Annotated in this window: 19 protein-coding genes; 2 read left to right on the top strand and 17 right to left on the bottom strand. The window is 70.9% G+C overall.

Features of this window, described 5'->3' with window-relative positions; translation table 11 throughout:
• Positions 1–98: 98 nt before the first annotated feature.
• Both H9Y04_RS24375 and fmt read right to left on the bottom strand, forming a co-directional pair.
• Positions 99–1523, bottom strand: coding sequence for an RsmB/NOP family class I SAM-dependent RNA methyltransferase (locus tag H9Y04_RS24375; protein WP_187816120.1), 1425 nt, complete (start codon positions 1521–1523; stop codon positions 99–101).
• A 111-nt stretch (positions 1524–1634) separates the two neighbouring features.
• Positions 1635–2567: a methionyl-tRNA formyltransferase gene (gene fmt / locus H9Y04_RS24370; protein ID WP_187816119.1), complete on the bottom strand. Its 933-nt coding sequence runs from the start codon at positions 2565–2567 to the stop codon at positions 1635–1637.
• Between the two features lie 283 nt (positions 2568–2850).
• Between fmt and H9Y04_RS24365 the strand changes: the two genes are divergently transcribed.
• Entirely contained in the window at positions 2851–3408 is a 558-nt protein-coding gene (locus tag H9Y04_RS24365) for a hypothetical protein (RefSeq protein ID WP_187816118.1), read from the top strand.
• A 131-nt stretch (positions 3409–3539) separates the two neighbouring features.
• Here H9Y04_RS24365 and H9Y04_RS24360 read toward each other — a convergent pair whose 3' ends face one another.
• The gene (locus tag H9Y04_RS24360; RefSeq protein ID WP_187816184.1) at positions 3540–4181 is read right to left on the bottom strand and encodes an NADPH-dependent F420 reductase; all 642 of its coding nucleotides are present in this window, start codon (positions 4179–4181) and stop codon (positions 3540–3542) included.
• A 154-nt stretch (positions 4182–4335) separates the two neighbouring features.
• On the opposite strand from H9Y04_RS24360, the gene H9Y04_RS24355 reads away from it, so the two are divergent.
• Entirely contained in the window at positions 4336–4704 is a 369-nt protein-coding gene (locus H9Y04_RS24355) for a winged helix-turn-helix transcriptional regulator (protein ID WP_187816117.1), read from the top strand.
• A gap of 156 nt (positions 4705–4860) precedes the next feature.
• On the opposite strand, the gene H9Y04_RS24350 is transcribed toward H9Y04_RS24355, so the two are convergent.
• The 14 genes from H9Y04_RS24350 to H9Y04_RS24285 all read right to left on the bottom strand — a co-directional run bounded on the left by H9Y04_RS24350 (position 4861) and on the right by H9Y04_RS24285 (position 21932).
• On the bottom strand, positions 4861–7023 hold the full coding sequence (locus H9Y04_RS24350) for a primosomal protein N' (protein WP_187816116.1): 2163 nt from the start codon (positions 7021–7023) through the stop codon (positions 4861–4863).
• Between the two features lie 305 nt (positions 7024–7328).
• Positions 7329–8537 carry a methionine adenosyltransferase gene (gene metK / locus H9Y04_RS24345; protein WP_187816115.1) on the bottom strand — a complete coding sequence of 403 codons (1209 nt, stop codon included), beginning with the start codon at positions 8535–8537 and terminating at the stop codon, positions 7329–7331.
• Positions 8538–8795: 258 nt separating this feature from the next.
• A complete protein-coding gene (gene coaBC, locus H9Y04_RS24340) occupies positions 8796–9998 on the bottom strand; it encodes a bifunctional phosphopantothenoylcysteine decarboxylase/phosphopantothenate--cysteine ligase CoaBC (protein ID WP_187816114.1) in 1203 nt (400 codons plus the stop codon).
• Positions 9999–10122: 124 nt separating this feature from the next.
• A complete protein-coding gene (rpoZ, locus tag H9Y04_RS24335; protein WP_052577452.1) occupies positions 10123–10395 on the bottom strand; it encodes a DNA-directed RNA polymerase subunit omega in 273 nt (90 codons plus the stop codon).
• 43 nt (positions 10396–10438) lie between these two features.
• The gene (gene gmk, locus H9Y04_RS24330; RefSeq protein ID WP_187816113.1) at positions 10439–10996 is read right to left on the bottom strand and encodes a guanylate kinase; all 558 of its coding nucleotides are present in this window, start codon (positions 10994–10996) and stop codon (positions 10439–10441) included.
• Positions 10997–11034: 38 nt separating this feature from the next.
• Entirely contained in the window at positions 11035–11358 is a 324-nt protein-coding gene (locus H9Y04_RS24325) for an integration host factor (protein WP_005319887.1), read from the bottom strand.
• Positions 11359–11579: 221 nt separating this feature from the next.
• Positions 11580–12530: a dihydroorotate dehydrogenase gene (locus tag H9Y04_RS24320; protein ID WP_187816112.1), complete on the bottom strand. Its 951-nt coding sequence runs from the start codon at positions 12528–12530 to the stop codon at positions 11580–11582.
• Complete coding sequence (locus H9Y04_RS24315; RefSeq protein WP_236071269.1) at positions 12527–13411, bottom strand: dihydroorotate dehydrogenase electron transfer subunit; 885 nt, start codon at positions 13409–13411, stop codon at positions 12527–12529. Before H9Y04_RS24315 ends, H9Y04_RS24320 begins: the two co-directional genes overlap by 4 nt.
• Before the next feature lie 225 nt (positions 13412–13636).
• On the bottom strand, positions 13637–14479 hold the full coding sequence (gene pyrF / locus H9Y04_RS24310) for an orotidine-5'-phosphate decarboxylase (protein ID WP_187816110.1): 843 nt from the start codon (positions 14477–14479) through the stop codon (positions 13637–13639).
• On the bottom strand, positions 14476–15579 hold the full coding sequence (locus H9Y04_RS24305) for a quinone-dependent dihydroorotate dehydrogenase (protein ID WP_187816109.1): 1104 nt from the start codon (positions 15577–15579) through the stop codon (positions 14476–14478). The genes pyrF and H9Y04_RS24305 overlap by 4 nt, the downstream gene beginning before the upstream one ends.
• Before the next feature lie 54 nt (positions 15580–15633).
• Positions 15634–18942: a carbamoyl-phosphate synthase large subunit gene (carB, locus tag H9Y04_RS24300; RefSeq protein WP_187816108.1), complete on the bottom strand. Its 3309-nt coding sequence runs from the start codon at positions 18940–18942 to the stop codon at positions 15634–15636.
• Positions 18935–20083 carry a glutamine-hydrolyzing carbamoyl-phosphate synthase small subunit gene (gene carA, locus H9Y04_RS24295; protein WP_187816107.1) on the bottom strand — a complete coding sequence of 383 codons (1149 nt, stop codon included), beginning with the start codon at positions 20081–20083 and terminating at the stop codon, positions 18935–18937. Before carA ends, carB begins: the two co-directional genes overlap by 8 nt.
• Positions 20080–20649, bottom strand: coding sequence for a PH-like domain-containing protein (locus H9Y04_RS24290; RefSeq protein ID WP_187816106.1), 570 nt, complete (start codon positions 20647–20649; stop codon positions 20080–20082). Before H9Y04_RS24290 ends, carA begins: the two co-directional genes overlap by 4 nt.
• Positions 20646–21932, bottom strand: a complete 1287-nt coding sequence (locus H9Y04_RS24285) for a dihydroorotase (protein ID WP_187816105.1) — start codon at positions 21930–21932, stop codon at positions 20646–20648. Before H9Y04_RS24285 ends, H9Y04_RS24290 begins: the two co-directional genes overlap by 4 nt.
• Between the last annotated feature and the right edge of the window lie 2 nt (positions 21933–21934).

Here is a 21934-nt window from a genome sequence, read left to right as displayed (position 1 = left end):
GCCAGGCCTGGCACTCGACCACCCCGTGTATGTCCGTCCCCATGGGACGATTCTGCACGTGTGGCCCCCACGGCCTCAGAGCGCGGCCACGCCCGGCCTCAGCCCGTCCGCCGAATCAGCGCCAGATACATCGCGTCCGTGCCGTGCAGATGCGGCCACAGCTGGATGTCCGGGCCCTCGCCCAGGGCCGGTACGCCCGGCAACAGCGGGCGGGCGTCGATGAGTTCGGTGCCCGGGACGCGCTTGAGGACGTCGTCCACGACCGCGCGGGTCTCGGCCAGATGCGGGGAGCAGGTCGCGTAGCCGACCACGCCGCCGACGCGGACCGCGGCCAACGCCTCGGTGAGCAGCGCGCGTTGCAACGGACCGAAGCCGTCGAGGTCCTCGGGACGGCGCCGCCAGCGGGCCTCGGGACGGCGGCGAAGGGCGCCGAGTCCCGTGCAGGGCACGTCCATCAGGACCCGGTCGAAGGTGCCGGGCCGCCACGGCGGACGCGTGCCGTCGGCCGCGATCACCTGGTACGGCCCGGGGTTGCCGGACAGGGCCTGGGCAACCAGTCCCGCCCGGTGCGGCTGCTTCTCGGACGCGAGCAGGAACGCACCGCGCTCGGACGCGAGCCCGGCCAGCATGGCCGCCTTCCCGCCGGGACCCGCGCACCCGTCGAGCCAGCGCTTGTCGGAGCCCTCGACGGGCACGTTGGCCAGCGCGAGCGCCACCAACTGGCTGCCCTCGTCCTGCACTCCGGCCCGCCCTTCCCGTACGGCATCGAGCGCACCGGGCTCGCCGCCCTCGGTGAGCCGCACGGCGTACGGGGACCAGCGGCCGGGGAGCGCGGAGTCCTCGGGCAGGGAGTCGAGCAGCTCCTCCCCCGTGATCCGGCCCGGCCGCGCCACGAGCGTCACCTCGGGCCGCTCGTTGTCGGCCTCCAGGAGGTCCTCGATGCCCGCGCGGCCGCCGCCGAGCGCGTCCCACAGCGCACCGACCACCCAGCGCGGATGCGAGTGGACGATCGCGAGGTGGTCCTCGGGATCCTCGTCGTAGGGCGGCGCGACCCGGTTCACCCAGCCGTCGAGGTCGTCCGCGGCGACCTTGCGCAGCACGGCGTTGACGAACTTGGCGCGTCCGTCGCCGAGCACCACCCGCGCCAGCTCCACGGTGGCCGACACCGCAGCATGCGTCGGGATACGGGTCCCGAGCAGCTGGTGCGCGCCGAGGCTGAGCACGTCGAGCACGGGCGGGTCGACCTCGCGCAGCGGCCGGTCCACGCAGGACGCGATGATCGCGTCGTAGGTGCCCTGGCGGCGCAGCGTCCCGTACACCAGCTCGGTGGCGAGCGCGGCGTCGCGCGCGTCGAAGCTCTCGTTCTTCTCGCGCGCCTTGCGAAGGAGCGGCGGCAGGACGAGATTGGCGTACGCGTCCCGCTCGTCCACCGCCCGCAGCGCCTCGAACGCGAGGATGCGCACCGGGTCCTTCTGGGGCCTGCGGTGCTTGCGCGGGGGACGGTTGCGGGGCTTGTCGTTCACGAAAAGGTGCTCCGGATTCTGAATCGTTCAGGCCCTACCAGCGTAAGGGCGGGCCACGGGCGCGGCCCGGCTCCGGATATCCGGAGCCGGGCCGTGTGCCGGTAGGTGAGGTCAGGCGCCCACGCGCTCGCCCGCGGTGATCCGCACACCGCGCGCCCAGTCCGCCGCCTTCATGGGCTTCTTGCCCTGCGGCTGGACCCAGAGCAGCTCTACGGCGTGCGAGCCGGTGCCCACGTACACGTTGTTCTTGCCGGCCTCCACAGCGCCGGGCGCGAGCTCCGTACGGTCGGGGACGGGCACGGCGGCGATCAGCTTGAGCCGCTCGCCGCGGAACACGGTCCAGGCGCCGGGCGCGGGCGTGCAGCCGCGGACCACGCGGTCGACCCGCATCGCGGGCGCGGACCAGTCGATCTGCGCGTCCTCGACGGTGATCTTCGGCGCGAGCGAGATGCCGTCGGCGGGCTGGGGCACGGCCTTGAGGGAACCGTCTTCGATCCCGTCCATCGTCGCCTCGAGCAGCCCGGCGCCCGCGAACGCGAGCCGGGTCAGGAGGTCACCGCTGGTGTCGGTGGCCCGCACCTCTTCGGTGATCGTGCCGAACACCGGCCCCGAGTCGAGCCCCTCCTCGATGAGGAAGGTCGAGGCGCCGGTGATCTGGTCACCCGCCATGATCGCGTGCTGCACGGGCGCGGCACCGCGCCAGGCGGGCAGCAGCGAGAAGTGCAGATTGACCCAGCCGCGCGTGGGCACGTCGAGGGCGACCTTGGGCAGCAGCGCGCCGTACGCCACCACAGGACAGCAGTCGGGCGCGATCTCCCGCAGCCGTGCGAGGAACTCCTCGTCGCGCGGCCGGTGCGGCTTGAGCACCTCGATGCCCGCCTCCTCGGCGCGCTGGGCGACAGGGCTCGCGACCAGCCGCCGGCCGCGCCCGGCGGGGGCGTCCGGCCTGGTGACGACGGCGGCCACCTCGTGCCGGCCGGAGGCGATCAGGGCGTCAAGAGCGGGGACGGCGACCTCGGGGGTGCCTGCGAAGACCAGCTTCATCGGTGGCGGAGGGCCTCTCGGGCGGGGACGTGACGAGCAGCGCACCAGTCTATGAGGCGGTCGGCGTCCGCCGTGCGCCCCGGGGGCGATGTCCGCCTCCCGAAGGCGCGGCGCGGCCCCAGGCCCCGGGGCGTGCGCGCAGCCGCGCGCCCCGCGCATATGCGCATACGCCCCTCCACCGTGACCACATCCCGGGCTGACGCGTTGGTCAAGAAAGAGTTGACCAGACAGGGGCCGCGATGGCGGCCCGACCCTTTTCATCGCCGGTTCGAGAGGCTTGTTCATGGCCGACCACGCAACCCACGACGCCCAGGCAAGGGCCAGCCTGCATCTGCTTGTGCGGGACATCGAGCGGGTCCGCCGGCAGGTGGACGCACTGCGTACCCTCACCGCCCAGTTGGGCAACGTCTACCGCCCGCGCCGCTCCGGCCCCTCCACGGGCTTCGTCGTGTACGGGCGCGCCCCCGCCCCCACCGTCCGTCTCGCCCAGGAGCTGCGCGACAGCGTGGAGACCCTGGTCACGGCGGCGGTGGACTTCGACCGCTCGCTCGGCTTCTCCTGGGACGCGGTGGGCTCCGCGCTCGGGGTCACCAAGCAGGCGGTACACCGCCGTTACGGAGCCCGGCGGGCCACGGCACAGGCCGCCGCCGAGGCCGAGCGTGCCACGGACACCGGGGCACGTCCGGTGGGTATCGGTGCGGGCCTGCCGTCCGTGCCCGCGGCCCGCTCCATGCCGACCCAGCCGACGGCGGGCAGCCCGGTCCTGCGGGAGACCCCCGCCGGATCCGTCCTGCGCGAAGAACCCCGCCCGGGCGCGTTCCCGGGTCCGCGCAACGGCTGACGGCACGGCAGCGGTACGCCGACACTGCTGCCTTGTCCTGAGGCCGAGTTGAAATGCCCCCGCTCCCGGCGCTTGGCGCCGGGAGCGGGGGCATCTCTGTCGTACGGGGCTGTGGGTTCCGTGCGCGGACCTCAGCCGGCCGCATGGGCGAGCGGTGGAGCGATGGCCTGGGCGTCCGCTCCCTCCCCCACCCACAGCCCGATGAACAGCGCGGCGGTGGCCTCGAGAAGCCCGGCCCGTCCGAGACCGCCACCGTCGACGGGTGCACAGCCCAGATCCCGTACCAACGCGCGTACGGCCACGAGCGCCTGCTCGTCGTCCCCGCAGACCGGCACCGCCAGGGCACGGCCCTCGAAGACGGGCGGCCGCAGCCGCCACACATCCTCATGGCAGAGGTTGAAGGCCTTGACCACCCGGGCCTCCGGCGCCGCGGCGGCCAGCAACTGCGCGGCCGACGGGCCGCCTTCGGTCAGCAGCCGGAAGCCGGGGCCGACGGGATTGGAGCAGTCGACGAGCACCTTGCCGGCCAGCTCCGCCCGCAGATCCCGTACCACCTGTGCCCCCGCACCGAAGGGCAGCGCGGCGAGCACCACGTCACCGGCCTCGGCGGCCGCGCGCAGACCGCCGGCAAGCACGCCGCCGCCGATGCGCTCCGCGAGCCGCTCCGCCTTGAGCATGTCCCGTCCGCCGACGGTCACTTCGCGTCCGGCACGCGCCCATTGCGTGGCCAGTGCGTCGGCCATGTTCCCCGTGCCCAGGATCCCGATTCTCATCATACGATTCCTCTCCCCGCAGGTTCCGTCCGATCGCCACGACGCTCGATCGCCCGTCGTCACGACGCTCGTCCGCAGTCCGGCACAGCGTTCGTCCGACGATCGTTCGCCGTTCGTACCGACGCTAGGGAGCGGCTCAGGCACCATTTGGTACGTGACCACCGACGCCTTCCTCGCCGACTGCCGCGCCCGCCTGGCCTTCGACCTGCTCTCCCACACGTGGAACGCTGTGGTGCTCTGGGCTCTGCGCGAAGGCCCCAGGCGTCCGGTAGCCCTGCGGGAACAGATCGGCGGCATCAGCTCCAAGGTGCTCACCGAGACCTTGCGACGGCTGCAGTACAACGGTCTCGTCGACCGGCACGAACACCCCGGAGCGCCTCCCCGGGTCGAATACGAACTCACCGCGCTGGGACGGACCTTGCTGGGACCGATCGATGCCGTGGGCGCCTGGGCCTTCACGTACGGAGACAAGGTGATGGCCGCGCAGGAGGCAGCGGACACCGAGCAACCGGGCGCACGCTAGAAGCGCCGCACCCGCAGCAGGCACCCGGCGAACCGATCCATCCGCGCGGCCGATGCCCCAAGGACCGATCCAGCCATCCAGCCATGCAAGCAGCCACGCCCCAACCACCCGAGCAGCCTCAGCTCATCCGCCGCCCGGCCACCCGATCCCCCCGACTCACCCAATGTCCGGCGGATCAATACGAATCCGCACCCCGGACTCCCCCGCCGAAACCCCGGCCCCCCGGGCCATCCGCCCGGCCTGCGCCGCCTTGAGCGCCGCGGCGAGCGCGGCCCCGCTTCCGGGCCGCACCCGGACCAGAGCCCGCTCCCACTGCTCCCCCACCGGCGCCGCCCCCGTGCGCTTGGGCCGCGACGGATCCGTCACCGGCAGCGGCACCGGCCCCAACACCTCGGCGTCAGCGGGCAGTTCGGCCCCCGCGAGGAACTCGGCCACGGCCTCGGGCCGCCCCGACACCGCGGCCATCCGCGACACCGGCGGGAACCCGAGCTCGGCCCGCTCGGCCAGCTCCCGCACCGCGTGCCCGACCGGGTCCCATCGCACAAGGGCCTGCACGGGCCGCTGGGTCGGCTCGCCGACGACCACGACGGTGCCGCCGTCCCCCTGCCCCCGTACGAGCGCGGAGGCCCCGATCCACCGCCGCAGCGCGTCCTCGGCCGCCCGCAGGTCGGGCCGCCCGAGCATGGTCCATCCGTCGAGCAGCAGCGCGGCGGCATACCCGCCCTCGGCGACCGGCTCGGCGCCGGGCGTCGAGACGACCAGCGAGGGCTGGTCGGGGACGGACTCCAGGATGTGCTCACGCCCGGACGTCCGCACCGGCACGGACGGAAAGGCCCGCCCCAGCTCCTCGGCGGTGCGCCGCGCCCCCACGATCTGCGCCCGCAGCCTGAACGAGCCGCACTCGCCGCAGTGCCACTCGGACTCGGTCCGCCCGCACCACGCACAGTGCAGGGGCCCCGCGTCCTGGGCCTCCAGCGGTCCGGCGCACTCCCGGCAACGAGCGGGCTCGCGGCAGCGCTCGCACGCAAGCCGTGGCACGTAACCCCGCCGGGGCACCTGCACCAGGACGGGCCCGCGCGTGAGTCCTTCCTTCGCGACCTGCCAGGCGAGCGAGGGCAGGCGTGCGGCGCGGGCCGCCGCGTCCCGCGCCACGTCGGTGTCGCCGACCGTACGCACCAGGGGCGCGGCGAGCCGCACCTGCTCCCGGTCGGCGACCAGCGGCTTGGCCCAGCCGCTCTCGACCAGCTGCGCCGCCTCGACGGTGCAGCTCCAACTCCCGAGCAGAAAGCCGCACTTGTCATGGGCGGCACGCAGCAGCAGCACATCGCGGGCGTGCGGCTGCGGGGCGTGCAGCTCGCTGTGGTTGCCGTCGCCGTCGTCCCAGATGGCCACCAGACCGAGGTTCTGCACCGGCGCGAACATCGCGGCCCGCGTGCCCACCACGGCCCGCACGGAGCCGCGCCGCACGGCCAGCCACTCCGCGTACCGCTTCTCCGGACCCGCGTCCGCCGTGAGCAGCGCATGCCGGCCCTCGCCGAGCACCGCGGTCAGGGCGGCGTCCACCCGGCTCGCGGTCTTCCCGTCCGGTACGACGACCAGCGCGCCCCGGCCGGAGGCCAGCGTGGCCGCGACGGCCCGCGCGAGCTCCTCGCCCCAGTGCGGCCCGGGCAGCGCGTTCCACACGGCACGCGGCGCTCCACCGGACGCGAGGGACTCCAGAAAGGCCGGTCCCTGCCCATACCGCGCCCACGTGCCAACCTCGGGCTTCGGCGGTGCGGGGGGCGCCGGCGGCGAGGCCTTGGACTCGGCACGGGCATTGCGCGGCGGTACGGCCAAGGTCAGTACGTCGGCGAGGCTGCCCGCATACCGGTCGGCGACGGCCCGCGCGAGCCCGAGCAGCTCGGGGCTCAACACCGGCTCGGGCGACACCACTTGGGCGAGCGCGGCCAGCGGCCCGGAGTAGTCGGACTCGGCGACCCGCTCGACCAGAAACCCGCTGATCAGCCCGCCGCCCTCGCGCCGGCCGCCATGCACACGACCGCGCCCGGCCCCGAACCTCACGCGCACCCGCACACCCGGCTGGGCGTCGGCATCGAGCTCGGCGGGCACCGCATAGTCGAAGTACCTGTCGAGATGCAGCACACCCTTGTCGACGAGCACACGGGCCACCGGCAGCTCGGGCGCCAGCTCCGCACCACGCCACGTACGCGGCTTGGCCCGCGGTACGGCCGCCTTGCGCACGGTCTCCCTGATGAGCGCGAGCTGCTCCGGCGCCGCGTCCTGCGCGTCGCTGCCGGGCTTGCCGTTCTCGCTGCTCACAGCCCCAACTTAACCAGAAGGGACTGACACCGGGCGCCCGAGATCAGGTCGGCGGCGGAACGCGCCTGAGGCACAAGGGTTTGCCTTCGCCCACTCGGCCACACCGCTCCGCATGGGAGCGGCGACGGGATTCGAACCCGCGAGGGACATACGTCCCGAACCAGAAGTATCCGCAGCCTGCGCACCGGGCGCCCCGGCTCTCCCACCGTACGCACCAACGCCCGCCCACCGCACACCATTTGCCCCCCTCACGACAACGGCCCCGGACCACAAGGTCCGGGGCCGTCACCGCAGAGCGTCAGGTACTACAGACCCGCGGCCGTACGCAGCGCGTCCACGCGGTCCGTGCGCTCCCAGGTGAAGTCCGGCAGCGCGCGGCCGAAGTGGCCGTACGCGGCGGTCTGGGAGTAGATCGGGCGCAGCAGGTCCAGGTCGCGGATGATCGCGGCCGGGCGCAGGTCGAAGACCGTGGAGATGGCCTCTTCGATCTTCTCCACCGGGACCGTGTTGGTGCCGAAGGTCTCGACGAACAGACCGACCGGCTCCGCCTTGCCGATCGCGTACGCGACCTGCACCTCGCAGCGCGAGGCGAGCTGCGCGGCGACCACGTTCTTGGCGACCCAGCGCATGGCGTACGCGGCCGAACGGTCCACCTTGGACGGGTCCTTGCCCGAGAAGGCACCGCCACCGTGGCGGGCCATACCGCCGTAGGTGTCGATGATGATCTTGCGGCCGGTCAGACCGGCGTCACCCATCGGGCCGCCGATCTCGAAGCGGCCGGTCGGGTTGACCAGCAGGCGGTAGCCCTCGGTCTCCAGCTTGATGCCGTCCTCGAGGAGCGCCTTGAGCTCGGGCTCGACGACGAACTCGCGGATGTCGGGCGCGAGCAGCGACTCCAGGTCGATGTCGGAGGCGTGCTGCGAGGAGACGACCACGGTGTCGAGACGGACGGCCTTGTCACCGTCGTACTCGATGGTGACCTGGGTCTTGCCGTCGGGACGCAGGTACGGGATGGTCCCGTTCTTGCGCACGTCGGACAGGCGGCGCGACAGACGGTGCGCGAGGTGGATCGGCAGCGGCATCAGCTCGGGGGTCTCGTCGGTCGCGTAACCGAACATGAGGCCCTGGTCGCCGGCGCCCTGCTTGTCCAGCTCGTCGTCGTCGCCCTCGACCCGCTTCTCGTAAGCGGTGTCGACGCCCTGCGCGATGTCCGGGGACTGCGCGCCGATGGACACCGAGACACCGCAGGAGGCGCCGTCGAAGCCCTTCTTCGAGGAGTCGTAACCGATCTCCAGGATCTTCTCGCGCACCAGCTGCGCGATCGGCGCGTACGCCTTGGTGGTGACCTCACCCGCGACGTGCACCAGACCCGTGGTGATCAGAGTCTCGACGGCGACGCGGGACGTCGGGTCCTCGCGGAGCAGTGCGTCGAGAATGGTGTCGCTGATCTGGTCAGCGATCTTGTCGGGGTGGCCCTCGGTCACGGACTCCGAGGTGAAGAGACGACGGGACACAACGCTCCCTGGGGTTGCAGCGGCTGCTGGCTGATCATTGGCGAGGCTACCGGGAGCTGCGCCCGGTGATGCTTCGTCGACCAGTTTATCGGTCGCTTCCGGCCACTGGGCGCCGCGTCTCGCTAGCTGGATGCCGTGTGACCTGCGACACCGCATTCTGCGATACGACGATCGGTCTCCGCCAGGGCGCTGACGTCCGAATTTCGCGGGTTTGAGGCGCCCGGGCGGGCGAAATTCACTTCACCTGCGCCCCGGGAGTCAGTCGAGTCGCTTCTGCACCAGGTCCCACACCACGTCCGCCAGGCCTTCCTTCGGTCCGTACGGCACGGGCGTCTCGGAGCCGTCGGAGCCGAGCACGACCGCCTCGTTCTCCTCGGAGCCGAAGGTCTTGCGCTCACCGACCTCGTTGACCACGAGCAGATCGCAGCCCTTGCGCTCCAGCTTGGTGCGTCCGTTGGCGAGCACGTCGTCGGTCTCGGCGGCGAAGCCGACCACGACCTGGCCGGGGCGCGCACGGTCGGCGGAGATCTCGGCGAGGATGTCGGGGTTGCGGACGAGGGTGATCGTCGGATCGGCCTGGTCGTCCTTCTTCTTGATCTTCCCGGTCGCGTACTCGGCGGGCCGGAAGTCCGCGACCGCCGCCGCCATCACGACGGCGTCCGCGTCGGCCGCCGCCTTGAGCACGGCCTCGCGCAGCTGCACCGCGGTCCCGACGTGCACGACGTCGACGCCGGCCGGGTCGGGCAGGCCGGCGTTCGCGGAGACCAGGGTGACCCGGGCGCCGCGCGCCGCCGCCGTACGGGCGAGGGCGTAGCCCTGCTTGCCGGAGGAGCGGTTGCCCAGGAAGCGGACCGGGTCGATCGGCTCCCGGGTGCCTCCGGCGCTGACCACGACGTGGCGGCCCGCGAGGTCCGCGTCGGCGTTCCCGCGGGCAAGTACCCGGCGGCAGACCTCGAAGATCTCGCCGGGGTCGGGCAGCCGCCCCTTGCCCGTGTCGACGCCGGTGAGGCGTCCGACGGCGGGCTCGATGACGACGGCGCCGCGGCGGCGCAGGGTGGCCACGTTCTCCTGGGTGGCCGCGTGCTCCCACATCTCGGTGTGCATCGCGGGTGCGAACACCACGGGACAGCGCGCGGTCAGGAGCGTGTTGGTGAGCAGGTCGTCGGCCAGGCCGTGCGCGGCCTTCGCCAGCATGTCGGCGGTGGCGGGCGCCACGATCACGAGATCGGCGTGCTGGCCGATCCGTACGTGCGGCACCTCGTGGACATCGGACCAGACCTCCGTCGAGACCGGGTGGCCGGAGAGTGCGGACCAGGTGGCCGCGCCGACGAAGTGGAGCGCGGACTCGGTCGGCACGACCCGGACGTCGTGGCCCGACTCGGTCAGCCGGCGAAGCAGCTCGCACGCCTTGTAGGCGGCGATCCCGCCGCTGACTCCCAGGACGACCTTCGGCTTGTCCACTGCCACTCCCCATCTCCCGTACGACATGTTCCGCTCGCGGACCGGTCCGTACCCATGACACACCACAGGCCCGGCAGTCGCGCTGCCGGGCCTGTACTGGAAAAACTGCCGAACGTCGGCGTGCTTACGTGGCCGGGGCCTCGATGGCCTCGGAGGTGAGCAGGCCGGCGTTGATCTCACGCAGCGCGATCGAGAGCGGCTTCTCGTGGACGTGGGTGTCCACCAGCGGACCGACGTACTCGAGGAGACCCTCGCCGAGCTGCGAGTAGTACGCGTTGATCTGACGGGCACGCTTGGCCGCGTAGATCACGAGGCTGTACTTCGAGTCGGTGGCCTCGAGGAGCTCGTCGATCGGCGGGTTGATGATGCCCTCGGGCGCGGTGATGGAAGAGGACACGCTCTACCTTCCGAAGAATGGAAAATGATCAGACAACGCCTGATCAGACAACGTTCATCAAGGCTAGCAGCTCACGGGCCACGTCCTCGACGGAGGTATTGACAAGGGTCGTATCGAACTCCGACTCGGCGGCGAGCTCGACACGGGCCGCGGCCAGACGGCGCTCGATGACCTCCGGCGCCTCGGTGCCGCGGCCGGTGAGACGGCGCACGAGCTCGTCCCAGCTGGGCGGGGCGAGGAACACCAGCTGGGCCTCGGGCATCGACTCGCGCACGAGACGGGCGCCCTGCAGATCGATCTCGAGCAGCACCGGCTCACCGGCCTCGAGACGCTCCAGGACGGCGGCGCGTGGTGTGCCGTAGCGGTTGCCCGCGAATTCGGCCCACTCGAGCAGCTCGCCGTTGGCGATCAGCTTGTCCATCTCCTCGTCGGTGACGAAGAAGTACTGGACGCCGTGCCTCTCCCCGGGACGCGGCTTCCGAGTCGTCGCCGAGACGGAGAGCCAGACCTCGGGGTGTTCTTTGCGCATATGAGCGACGACCGTGCTCTTGCCGACTCCAGAGGGGCCGGAGAGCACGGTCAGCCGCGGACGTTCACTCATGCAGCGATTATCCAGGTTCTCAGGAGTGCCTGAGACCGTCAGGCGGCACCGCCGCCGAACTCTCGCTCCAAAGAAGCGATCTGGTTGGAGCCAAGGCCCCGCACACGCCGGCTCTCGGAAATACCGAGACGCTCCATGATCTGCTTGGCGCGGACCTTGCCCACGCCCGGCAGCGACTCGAGGAGGGCGGAGACCTTCATCTTCCCGATGACGTCGTTCTCCTGGCCCTGCTTGATGACCTCGTGAAGGGAGGCGCCGGAGTGCTTGAGTCGATTCTTGACCTCGGCCCGCTCCCGGCGAGCCGCGGCGGCCTTTTCGAGCGCGGCTGCGCGCTGTTCAGGGGTAAGGGGCGGAAGAGCCACGCCTACGTCACCTCGGTTGTCGAACTGTCGGATACGGACCGGTGAGGAACCTAATAGCCCCGCACCTGGGGAGCAACGAGCGACGCAGTCACCCGAGTACTCCCGACGGAGACTAGCGGCCAGGACCGCTCCAGTCAGCGAGAACAGCGGAAAAGTCCAGGTCAGCTGAAGTCGAACTATACATATCGGGCAATTCACCCCGGATTTGGGGGTCCGGTACGTCAATTACCTGTGTGCGCGAAGCCGATTGCCTGCTGCAACGATGTGAAATCGCGCTCCGCCAGAGCGGATTCGAGCTCTTCCAGGACGCGTACGGGTGCGGAGGGGTCGTTGAAGAGCACCGTGCCGAGCGCGACACCGGAGGCGCCGGCGAGCACGAACTCCAGCGCGTCGCGCCCGGAGGTGATCCCGCCCATGCCGAGGATCGGCACCTTCCGGACGGATCCGGCGCGCATCGCCGCGTACACCTGGTACACGCAGCGCACCGCGACGGGCCGGATCGCGGGGCCGGAGAGTCCGCCGGTCGTGCCCGCGAGCCGTGGCCGCAGGGTGTCGGCGTCGACGACCATGCCGAGCAGCGTGTTGATCATCGAGAGGCCGTCCGCACCGGCCTGGGTGCACGCCGCGGCGATGTCCACGATCGAGGTGACATCCGGCGTGAGCTTCGCGTAGACCGGCTGCGCGGGATCGGCGGCGTCGCGCACGGCACGGACCGTCTCGTACGCGGAGGAGGCGTCGCAGGCGAAGACGAGTCCGCGGTTGGCGACGTTCGGGCAGGAGATATTGGCCTCGATGCCCACGACCCCGGGCTGCCCCTTGAGGCGGGCGGCGGCCTCGGCGAACTCCTCGGTGCGCTCCCCCGCGATCGACACGAGCACCCGGGCACCCTGCTCCGCGAGCCAGGGCAGCTCGTGCTCGACGAAGTGGTCGATGCCGGAGCCCTGCAGCCCGATGGAGTTGAGCATGCCGCTCGGAGTCTCGGCCATCCGCGGCGTGGGCCGCCCGGAGCGCACGTACGGCATGATCGTTTTCGTGGTGATCGTGCCGAGCGACGAGAGCGGAACGAAGCGGTGGAGTTCACGGCCGTAACCGGCACAGCCGGAGGCCGTGCTCACCGGATTCGGCAGGGTGACGTGCGAACCCAGCGGTGCCGACATGTCGATATTGCTCATCGTGCGGGCACCCGGTGCGGGTTCATGGCATCAGCGCCTTCGAGGCCGGCCGGCAGCGTCCCGGCGTCCTCCCAGCGCACCTTCGTCCCGTCGAAGACCGGGCCCGCGGTGCAGGAGCGCTCGAAGCGGGTCACGCCGTCCTCGCCGACCACCGGCAGGACACAGGTCATGCAGATCCCGATCCCGCAGGCCATGGCCTCCTCGACGGCCGTGTGGCTGCGGGCGCCGTACGCGGTGGCGATCTCCGTGACGGCCCTGAGCATGGGCATCGGCCCGCAGGAGTGCACCTCGGTGGCGCCGAGTTCGCGGATCATGCCGGGCAGCGGGTCGGTGACACGGCCCTTGCTGCCGTACGAGCCGTCGTCGGTCGTCACGGCCACATGCGGCGTAAGGGCGCGGGCGAGGCCGACACCGAACAGCTTGTCGGCGCTCGCGGCCCCGAGCACGAACCCGACGCGGCCCCCGCGGTCGAGGATCTGCTCGGCGAGCCCGAACATGGGGGCGCTCCCGTAGCCGCCGGCGACGAGCACGGCGGCCACGGGACCGCCGGACAGCGGGAACGGTGTGCCGAGCGGCGCGATCAGATCGACGCTGTCGCCGACGTGATGCGCGGCCAACGCCTTGGTCCCCCTGCCGTGCACAGCGAAGACCAGCTCGATGCTGCCGGCCCCGGGGTCGGCGCGATGGATGGAGAACGCCCGCCGCAGCAGCATGGACGAGTCCCGGCCACCGATGGCCAGGGCGGCGAAGTGTCCCGGTGACACCCGGGCGGCGACATCGCTGCCCGTGTCGAGCACGAGCCGGTGATACGCGCCCACCGGCTCGAGAGCGAGGATCTCGGCCGAGGACTGCGTGGGCGTCGGTCTGGACTGCCGGGACAAAGGGCTCTCCGATCGCTGGATCTCCCTGTCCATGATCGACCGGCCCTGCGCACCCGGCGTACGGGCAAGGTCCTCGCCTCGCCCGGCAAAGGTCCCGCACTCCTTCTGCGGCCTGTGGACGCGGGGCGCCTGCGGCGGGCTCTCTCCCCCACCCCGCCCCTTCCCGAAACCGGGGCTCCGCCCCAGGCCCCGGTTTCGGGAAGGGGCGGGGTGGGGGAAGGAAAATCAGGCCCCTGCCACCGCGGCCCGCACCTCGTCGGCGAACCGCTCCGCAGCCGACCGCAGCGCAGGCACCGAGGGCCCAGCCTTCAGCACGCCCCGGCTCACGTTGGGGACGACGTTGCGCACCGCAGAGCCGAACACCGAGGGCAGATCCGCAGGAGTCGCCCCCTGCGCCCCGATCCCGGGAGCGAGCAACGGCCCGTTGATGTCCAGCTCGTAGGAGGACAGATCCCCGAGCGTCGCCCCGACGACCGCGCCGAACGAGCCCATGGGCTCCGCACCGGAGTTCTCCTCGGCAAGGTGCGCCAGCATCGTCGCGCCGATATTGCGCCCGTCCGCGCGCACCGCATGCTGCACCTCCCCGCCCTCCGGGTTGGAGGTGAGCGCCAGCACGAAGAGCCCCGCACCGTTCTCCCGAGCGAGAGAAACCGCAGGCTGCAGCGACCCGTACCCGAGGTACGGCGAGACGGTCAGCGCGTCCGAGAACAGCGGCGAGTCCTTGCGCAGGAAGGCCTCGGCGTACGCGGCCATCGTGGAGCCGATGTCACCGCGCTTGGCGTCCATGACGACCAGCGTCCCGGCCGAGCGCAGCTCCGCTACGGCCTTCTCCAGGACCGCGACCCCGCGCGACCCGAAGCGCTCGAAGAACGCCGCCTGCGGCTTGACGACCGCCACGGTCTCCGCGAGCGCCTCGACGGAGATCCGCGTGAAGGTCTCCAGACCGGCGAGGGTGTCGTCGAGCCCCCAGGCCGACAGCAGCGACGCATGCGGGTCGATCCCGACACACAGCGGCCCCCGCTCGTCCATCACTCGACGGAGCCGCGTACCGAAGGATTCGATGCTCATGCGGAGACCTTTCGCGTGGCGGCGCCGACCGCTTCGGCCAGCGTGGCGTACGGGGAGTTGTTCAGGCGGGCCGCAAGTCCCTTGTGCATGGCGCGCATCCAGAAGGGGCCCTCGTAGATGAAGGCGCTGTAGCCCTGCACCAGCGTGGCGCCCGCGAGGATCCGCTGCCAGGCATCCTCGGCGTTCTCGATGCCGCCGACGCCGACCAGGGTGATCCGGTCGCCGACCCGCTCGTACAGGCGGCGCAGGACCTCGAGGGAGCGCTCCTTCAAAGGCGCGCCCGAAAGACCACCGGTCTCCTTGACCAACTCCGCGTCGGAGAGCAGACCTTCGCGGCCGATCGTGGTGTTGGTGGCGATGATGCCGTCGAGTCCGAGCTCCACGGCCAGGTCGGCCACGGCGTCGATGTCCTCGTCGGCGAGATCGGGGGCGATCTTGACCAGGAGCGGGACGCGGCGCGAAGTCACCGTACGGTCCGCGGCCTCACGTACCGCCGTGAGCAGCGGACGCAGGTGGTCGACGGCCTGGAGGTTGCGCAGGCCGGGGGTGTTCGGGGAGGAGACGTTCACGACCAGGTAGTCGGCATGGGCGGCGAGGCGCTCGGTCGACTTCACGTAGTCGCCGACGGCGTCCGCCTCCTCGACGACCTTGGTCTTGCCGATGTTGACGCCGACGACCGTCTTGAAGGCCGCCTTGCGAGCGCCCAGACGCTCTGCGACGGCCGCGGAGCCCTCGTTGTTGAAGCCCATACGGTTGATCAGCGCGCGGTCCGGGATCAGCCGGAACAGCCGCTTCTTGGGGTTGCCGTCCTGGCCCTCCCCGGTGACCGTGCCGATCTCGATATGGTCGAAGCCGAGCATGGACATGCCGTCGATCGCGACGGCGTTCTTGTCGAAGCCGGCGGCGAGGCCGAACGGGCCGTGCATCCGCAGGCCGAACGCCTCGGTGCGCAGCTCGCGGAAGCGCGGGGCGAGCACGGCCGCGACGAAGGTGCGCAGGACGGGGATGCGGGCGGCGAGCCGGATCCACCGGAAGGCCAGGTAGTGGGCCTGCTCGGGGTCCATCCGCTTGAAGACGAGGTTGAAGAAGAGCTTGTACATATCCGTGTCCTCATGAAGAGGGGGACACCGTTTCCGGTGTCCCCCTCGTGGCTGCTAGTCGCGGGCCGCGGTCAGATGGTCGGCATGTTCCTGGAGGGAACGCACCCCCACTCCTCCGGCATTGAGTGCGTCGATGCCTTGGACGGCGGCGGCGAGCGCCTGGACCGTGGTCAGGCAGGGCACGCTGCGCGCGACGGCGGCGGTGCGGATCTCGTAGCCGTCGAGGCGGCCACCGGTGCCGAACGGGGTGTTCACGATCAGGTCGACCTGACCCTCGTGGATCAGCTGGACGATCGTCTTCTCGCCGTTCGGGCCCTCGCCCTCGGACTGCTTGCGCACGATCGTGGCGTTGATGCCGTTGCGCTTGAGCACCTCGGCCGTGCCGGACGTGGCCATCAACTCGAAGCCGTGGCTGACCAGTTCACGCGCCGGGAAGATCATCGAGCGCTTGTCGCGGTTGGCCACCGAGATGAACGCGCGGCCCTTGGTGGGCAGCGGGCCGTACGCGCCGGCCTGCGACTTGGCGTACGCCGTGCCGAAGACCGAGTCGATGCCCATGACCTCACCGGTCGAGCGCATCTCCGGGCCGAGCACCGTGTCGACGCCGCGGCCGTGGATGTCGCGGAAGCGCGACCACGGCATGACGGCCTCCTTGACGGAGATCGGCGCGTCCATCGGCAGGGTGCCGCCGTCGCCGGTCTTCGGGAGCAGGCCCTCCTCGCGCAGCTCGGCGATGGTCGCGCCGAGCGAGATACGCGCGGCGGCCTTCGCCAGCGGCACCGCGGTCGCCTTCGAGGTGAAGGGGACGGTGCGCGAGGCGCGCGGGTTGGCCTCCAGGACGTACAGGATGTCGCCGGCCATCGCGAACTGGATGTTGATCAGTCCGCGCACGCCGACACCCTTGGCGATGCCCTCGGTGGAGGCGCGCAGCCGCTTGATGTCGAAGCCGCCCAGCGTGATCGGCGGCAGCGCACACGCGGAGTCACCGGAGTGGATACCGGCCTCCTCGATGTGCTCCATCACACCGCCGAGGTAGAGCTCGGTGCCGTCGTAGAGCGCGTCCACGTCGATCTCGATCGCGTCGTCGAGGAAGCGGTCGACGAGCACCGGCCGGGTCGGGCTGATCTCGGTCGACTCCTCGATGTACGAGGAGAGGCGGGCCTCGTCGTACACGATCTCCATGCCGCGGCCGCCGAGCACGTACGACGGGCGGACGAGGACCGGGTAGCCGATCTCGTCGGCGATCTCCTTCGCCTCGGCGAAGGTGGTCGCGGTGCCGTGCTTGGGCGCGGGCAGACCGGCCTCGGCGAGGACGCGGCCGAAGGCGCCGCGGTCCTCTGCGGCGTGGATGGCCTCGGGCGAGGTGCCCACGACCGGGACGCCGTTGTCCTTGAGCGCCTGCGACAGACCCAGCGGGGTCTGGCCGCCGAGCTGCACGATGACACCGGCGAGCGGGCCCGCCTGCTGCTCGGCGTGCACGATCTCGAGCACGTCCTCGAGCGTCAGCGGCTCGAAGTAGAGGCGGTCGGACGTGTCGTAGTCCGTGGAGACCGTCTCCGGGTTGCAGTTGACCATCACGGTCTCGTAGCCCGCGTCGCTCAGCGCGAAGGAGGCGTGGACACAGGAGTAGTCGAACTCGATGCCCTGGCCGATGCGGTTCGGGCCCGAGCCCAGGATGATCACCGCGGGCTTGGTGCGCTTGGCGACCTCGGACTCCTCGTCGTACGAGGAGTAGAAGTACGGGGTCTTGGCGGCGAACTCGGCGGCGCAGGTGTCGACCGTCTTGTAGACCGGGCGGACCCCGAGCGCGTGCCGTACCTCGCGGACCACGTCCTCGCGCAGGCCGCGGATGTCCGCGATCTGGGCGTCGGAGAAGCCGTGTCGCTTGGCGTGGGCGAGCAGATCGGCGTCGAGGCGTTCGGCCTCGGCCAGCTCGTCCGCGATCTCCTTGATGAGGAACAGCTGGTCCACGAACCAGGGGTCGATCTTCGTGGACTCGAAGACCTCCTCCTGCGTGGCACCGGCGCGGATCGCGTGCATGACGGTGTTGATCCGGCCGTCGGTGGGGCGCTTGGCCTCCTCCAGGAGGACGGCCTTGTCGCCGACCGGCCCGGTGAAGTCGAACTGCGAGCCCTTCTTCTCCAGGGAGCGCAGCGCCTTCTGCAGGGCCTCGGTGAAGTTGCGGCCGATGGCCATGGCCTCGCCGACCGACTTCATGGTGGTGGTCAGCGTGGAGTCCGCGGAGGGGAACTTCTCGAACGCGAACCGCGGAGCCTTGACGACCACGTAGTCGAGCGTCGGCTCGAAGGACGCGGGGGTCTTCTCCGTGATGTCGTTGGGGATCTCGTCCAGCGTGTAGCCGACGGCGAGCTTCGCCGCGATCTTCGCGATCGGGAAGCCGGTCGCCTTGGACGCGAGCGCCGAGGAGCGGGAGACACGCGGGTTCATCTCGATCACGATGACGCGGCCGTCGACCGGGTCGATCGCGAACTGGATGTTGCAGCCGCCGGTGTCGACGCCGACCTCGCGGATGATCGCGATACCGACGTCACGAAGGCGCTGGTACTCGCGGTCGGTGAGCGTCATCGCCGGGGCGACGGTGATCGAGTCACCGGTGTGCACGCCCATCGGGTCGAAGTTCTCGATGGAGCAGACGACCACGACGTTGTCGTTCTTGTCGCGCATCAGCTCCAGCTCGTACTCCTTCCAGCCGAGGATGGACTCCTCCAGGAGCACCTCGGTGGTCGGCGAGAGCGTGAGGCCCTGACCGGCGATACGGCGCAGCTCCTCCTCGTCGTGCGCGAAGCCGGATCCGGCGCCGCCCATGGTGAAGGAGGGACGCACGACGACGGGGTAACCGCCCAGCGTCTCCACGCCCTTGAGGACGTCGTCCATGGAGTGGCAGATGACCGAGCGGGCGGACTCGCCGTGCCCGATCTTCTTGCGGACCTCCTCCACGACCTCCTTGAACAGGTCGCGGTCCTCGCCCTTGTTGATCGCCTCGACGTTGGCGCCGATCAGCTCGACGCCGTACTTCTCGAGCACACCCTGCTCGTGCATGGAGATCGCGGTGTTCAGCGCGGTCTGGCCACCGAGGGTGGGAAGGAGCGCGTCGGGGCGCTCCTTGGCGATGATCTTCTCGACGAACTCCGGGGTGATCGGCTCGACGTACGTGGCGTCGGCGATCTCCGGGTCGGTCATGATCGTGGCCGGGTTGGAGTTGACCAGGATGACCCGCAGGCCTTCGGCCTTCAGGACGCGGCAGGCCTGCGTACCGGAGTAGTCGAACTCGGCGGCCTGGCCGATGACGATCGGGCCGGAGCCGATGACCAGGACGGACTGGATATCGGTGCGCTTAGGCACGCTCGGCCTCCATCAGCGATACGAAACGGTCGAACAGGTAGGCGGCGTCGTGCGGACCTGCCGCCGCCTCCGGGTGGTACTGGACGGAGAAGGCCGGCTGGTCGAGCAGCTGCAGTCCTTCCACGACCTGGTCGTTCAGGCAGACATGCGAGACCTCGGCGCGGCCGTAGGGGGTCTCGCTCACCTTGTCGAGGGGCGCGTCCACGGCGAACCCGTGGTTGTGCGCGGTGACCTCGACCTTGCCGGTGGTGCGGTCCTGCACCGGCTGGTTGATGCCGCGGTGGCCGTACTTCAGCTTGTACGTGCCGAAGCCCAGCGCGCGGCCGAGGATCTGGTTGCCGAAGCAGATGCCGAAGAGCGGCGTCTTGCGCTCCAGGACGGCCTGCATGACGGAGACGGGGTGGTCGGCGGTGGCCGGATCGCCCGGCCCGTTGGAGAAGAACACGCCGTCCGGGTTGACCGCGTACACGTCCTCAACCGTCGCGGTCGCGGGCAGCACGTGCACCTCGATGCCGCGCTCGGCCATGCGGTGCGGGGTCATGCCCTTGATGCCCAGGTCCACGGCGGCGACCGTGAACTTCTTGGCGCCGATCGCGGGGACGACGTACGTCTCCTTGGTGGCGACCTCGGCGGAGAGGTTCGCGCCCTTCATCTGCGGCGCGTCCTTCACGCGGGCCAGCAGCGCCGCGTCGTCCGCGACGGCCTCGCCGGAGAAGATGCCGACGCGCATCGCGCCGCGCTCGCGCAGGTGGCGGGTGAGGGCGCGGGTGTCGATGCCGGAGATCCCGACGACGCCCTGGTTCGCGAGCTCCTCGTCCAGCGTGCGCTTGGCGCGCCAGTTGGACGGCATGCGGGCGGGGTCGCGTACGACGTAACCCGAGACCCAGATACGGGAGGACTCGGGGTCCTCGTCGTTCACACCGGTGTTGCCCACGTGCGGAGCCGTCATCACGACGACCTGCTTGTGGTACGAGGGGTCGGTCAGCGTCTCCTGGTAGCCGGTCATGCCGGTGGAGAACACGGCTTCGCCGAAGGTCTCCCCCACGGCCCCGTAGGAGCGGCCGCGGAAGATACGGCCGTCCTCCAGGACGAGTACGGCGGGAGCGGCCTGCTTGCGGGCTCCCCTGGTGGAGGTCGTCATCGTGCGGCGCCTTCCGTGCTGGTGGTGGTCGTGTTCATGGAGTTGATGGCCTCCACCCAGGCCGCGTGCTCCGCGGCGTGGTCGGACCGGAAGCCGGAGTCGAGCAGCTTCCCGCCGTGCTCCCAGGTGACGATCAGCAGACCGCCCTCGGCGAGCACCTTGCCGGCGATGCCCTTGTCGAGCCGGGCCTCGCGCAGGGCCGCGGCCGGGACGAAGAAGTCCTGCGCCCCAGGACGTACGACATCCAGACCGGCGTCAGTGAGCGTCAGCTCGACGCGGCTGCGCGTGCCGAGCCCGTGGGCCACGATCCGGTCGAGCCACTGCCCGGCCGTGGTGGACCCGTGGTAGCGGCCGCTCAGCTCCAGTTTCGCCGGACCCGCCGATTCGGGCGCGGTGGGCAGCTCGGGCAGATCGCTCTGCAGCGTGCCCCGCCACTTCCAGCCCTGCCGCATCAGCCAGTAGACGAGGGCGATGAACAGCAGGAGTCCGACGACCCAGCCGATCCGCGCCGCCCAGTCCGTGACCTCGGCGGATTTCTGTTCTGCAGTGATGAGGTAGGTGCTCACGCCAGCTTCCCGTCGATGACCGTCGCGCGGCCCCGCAGGAAGGTGTGGGTGACGCGTCCGGGCAGCTCGAGACCCTCGTACGGGGTGTTGCGGCTGCGGGAGGCGAATTCCGCGGAGTCCACGGGCCCACGGTATGCCGGGTCGACCAGGGTGAGGTTGGCCGGCTCACCTGCCGAGACGGGACGTCCATGGCCGGCCAGGCGGCCGATCTTCGCCGGGTTCACGGACATGCGCTGGGCGACGCCCGCCCAGTCCAGGAGACCGGTGTCGACCATCGTGTGCTGGATCACGGAGAGCGCGGTCTCCAGGCCCACCATGCCCATGGCGGCCGCGGCCCACTCGCAGTCCTTGTCCTCGTGCGGGTGCGGGGCGTGGTCGGTGGCGACGATGTCGATCGTGCCGTCGGCCAGCGCCTCGCGCAGCGCCATCACGTCGTTCTGCGTACGCAGCGGCGGGTTGACCTTGTAGACCGGGTTGTACGTACGCACCATCTCGTCGGTGAGGAGCAGGTGGTGCGGGGTGACCTCGGCGGTCACGTCGATGCCGCGGGACTTGGCCCAGCGGACGATCTCGACGGAGCCCGCGGTCGACAGGTGGCAGATGTGCACACGGGAACCGACGTGCTCGGCGAGCAGCACATCGCGGGCGATGATCGACTCCTCGGCGACGGCCGGCCAGCCGCCGAGACCCAGCTCGGTGGAGACGACGCCCTCGTTCATCTGGGCGCCCTCGGTCAGACGGGGCTCCTGCGCGTGCTGGGCGACGACACCGTCGAAGGCCTTCACGTACTCCAGCGCGCGCCGCATGATCACGGCGTCGTCCACGCACTTGCCGTCGTCCGAGAAGACCACGACACCGGCGGCGGACTCGTGCATCGCACCGAGCTCGGCGAGCTGCTTGCCCTCCAGGCCCACGGTGACGGCGCCGACCGGCTGCACATCGCAGTAGCCGGACTCGCGGCCGAGCCGCCAGACCTGCTCGACGACACCGGCGGTGTCGGCGACCGGGAAGGTGTTGGCCATCGCGTGCACGGCGGTCCAGCCACCGCGCGCGGCGGCCTTGGTGCCGGTCAGAACGGTCTCGGAGTCCTCACGGCCCGGCTCGCGCAGGTGCGTGTGCAGGTCGACGAGGCCCGGCAGGAGGATCTTGCCGTCGGCCTCGATCACCTGGGCGTCGCCCGCCTCGATACCCGTACCGACCTGGGCGATCGTCTCGCCGTCGATCAGCACGTCCTGCGGCTCGCCACCCAGGACCTTCGCACCGCGGATCAGAATCTTGCTCATGG

Origin of the sequence: Streptomyces polyasparticus, assembly GCF_014493765.1 — a bacterium.
Classification (GTDB): Bacteria; Actinomycetota; Actinomycetes; order Streptomycetales; family Streptomycetaceae; genus Streptomyces; species Streptomyces polyasparticus.
The sequence above is the reverse complement of the archived record's forward strand: the minus strand, read 5'-3'. Positions and strand labels throughout refer to the sequence as shown.

What these genes read in the sequence shown, in the direction of transcription:
- H9Y04_RS24285 (WP_187816105.1), bottom strand. Translation starts at nt 21,932, where the DNA reads ATGAGCAAGATTCTGATCCGCGGTGCGAAGGTCCTGGGTGGCGAGCCG.
- fmt (WP_187816119.1), bottom strand. Translation starts at nt 2,567, where the DNA reads ATGAAGCTGGTCTTCGCAGGCACCCCCGAGGTCGCCGTCCCCGCTCTT.
- pyrF (WP_187816110.1), bottom strand. Translation starts at nt 14,479, where the DNA reads ATGAGCATCGAATCCTTCGGTACGCGGCTCCGTCGAGTGATGGACGAG.
- H9Y04_RS24320 (WP_187816112.1), bottom strand. Translation starts at nt 12,530, where the DNA reads ATGAGCAATATCGACATGTCGGCACCGCTGGGTTCGCACGTCACCCTG.
- H9Y04_RS24305 (WP_187816109.1), bottom strand. Translation starts at nt 15,579, where the DNA reads ATGTACAAGCTCTTCTTCAACCTCGTCTTCAAGCGGATGGACCCCGAG.
- carA (WP_187816107.1), bottom strand. Translation starts at nt 20,083, where the DNA reads ATGACGACCTCCACCAGGGGAGCCCGCAAGCAGGCCGCTCCCGCCGTA.
- gmk (WP_187816113.1), bottom strand. Translation starts at nt 10,996, where the DNA reads ATGAGTGAACGTCCGCGGCTGACCGTGCTCTCCGGCCCCTCTGGAGTC.
- H9Y04_RS24365 (WP_187816118.1), top strand. Translation starts at nt 2,851, where the DNA reads ATGGCCGACCACGCAACCCACGACGCCCAGGCAAGGGCCAGCCTGCAT.
- H9Y04_RS24360 (WP_187816184.1), bottom strand. Translation starts at nt 4,181, where the DNA reads ATGAGAATCGGGATCCTGGGCACGGGGAACATGGCCGACGCACTGGCC.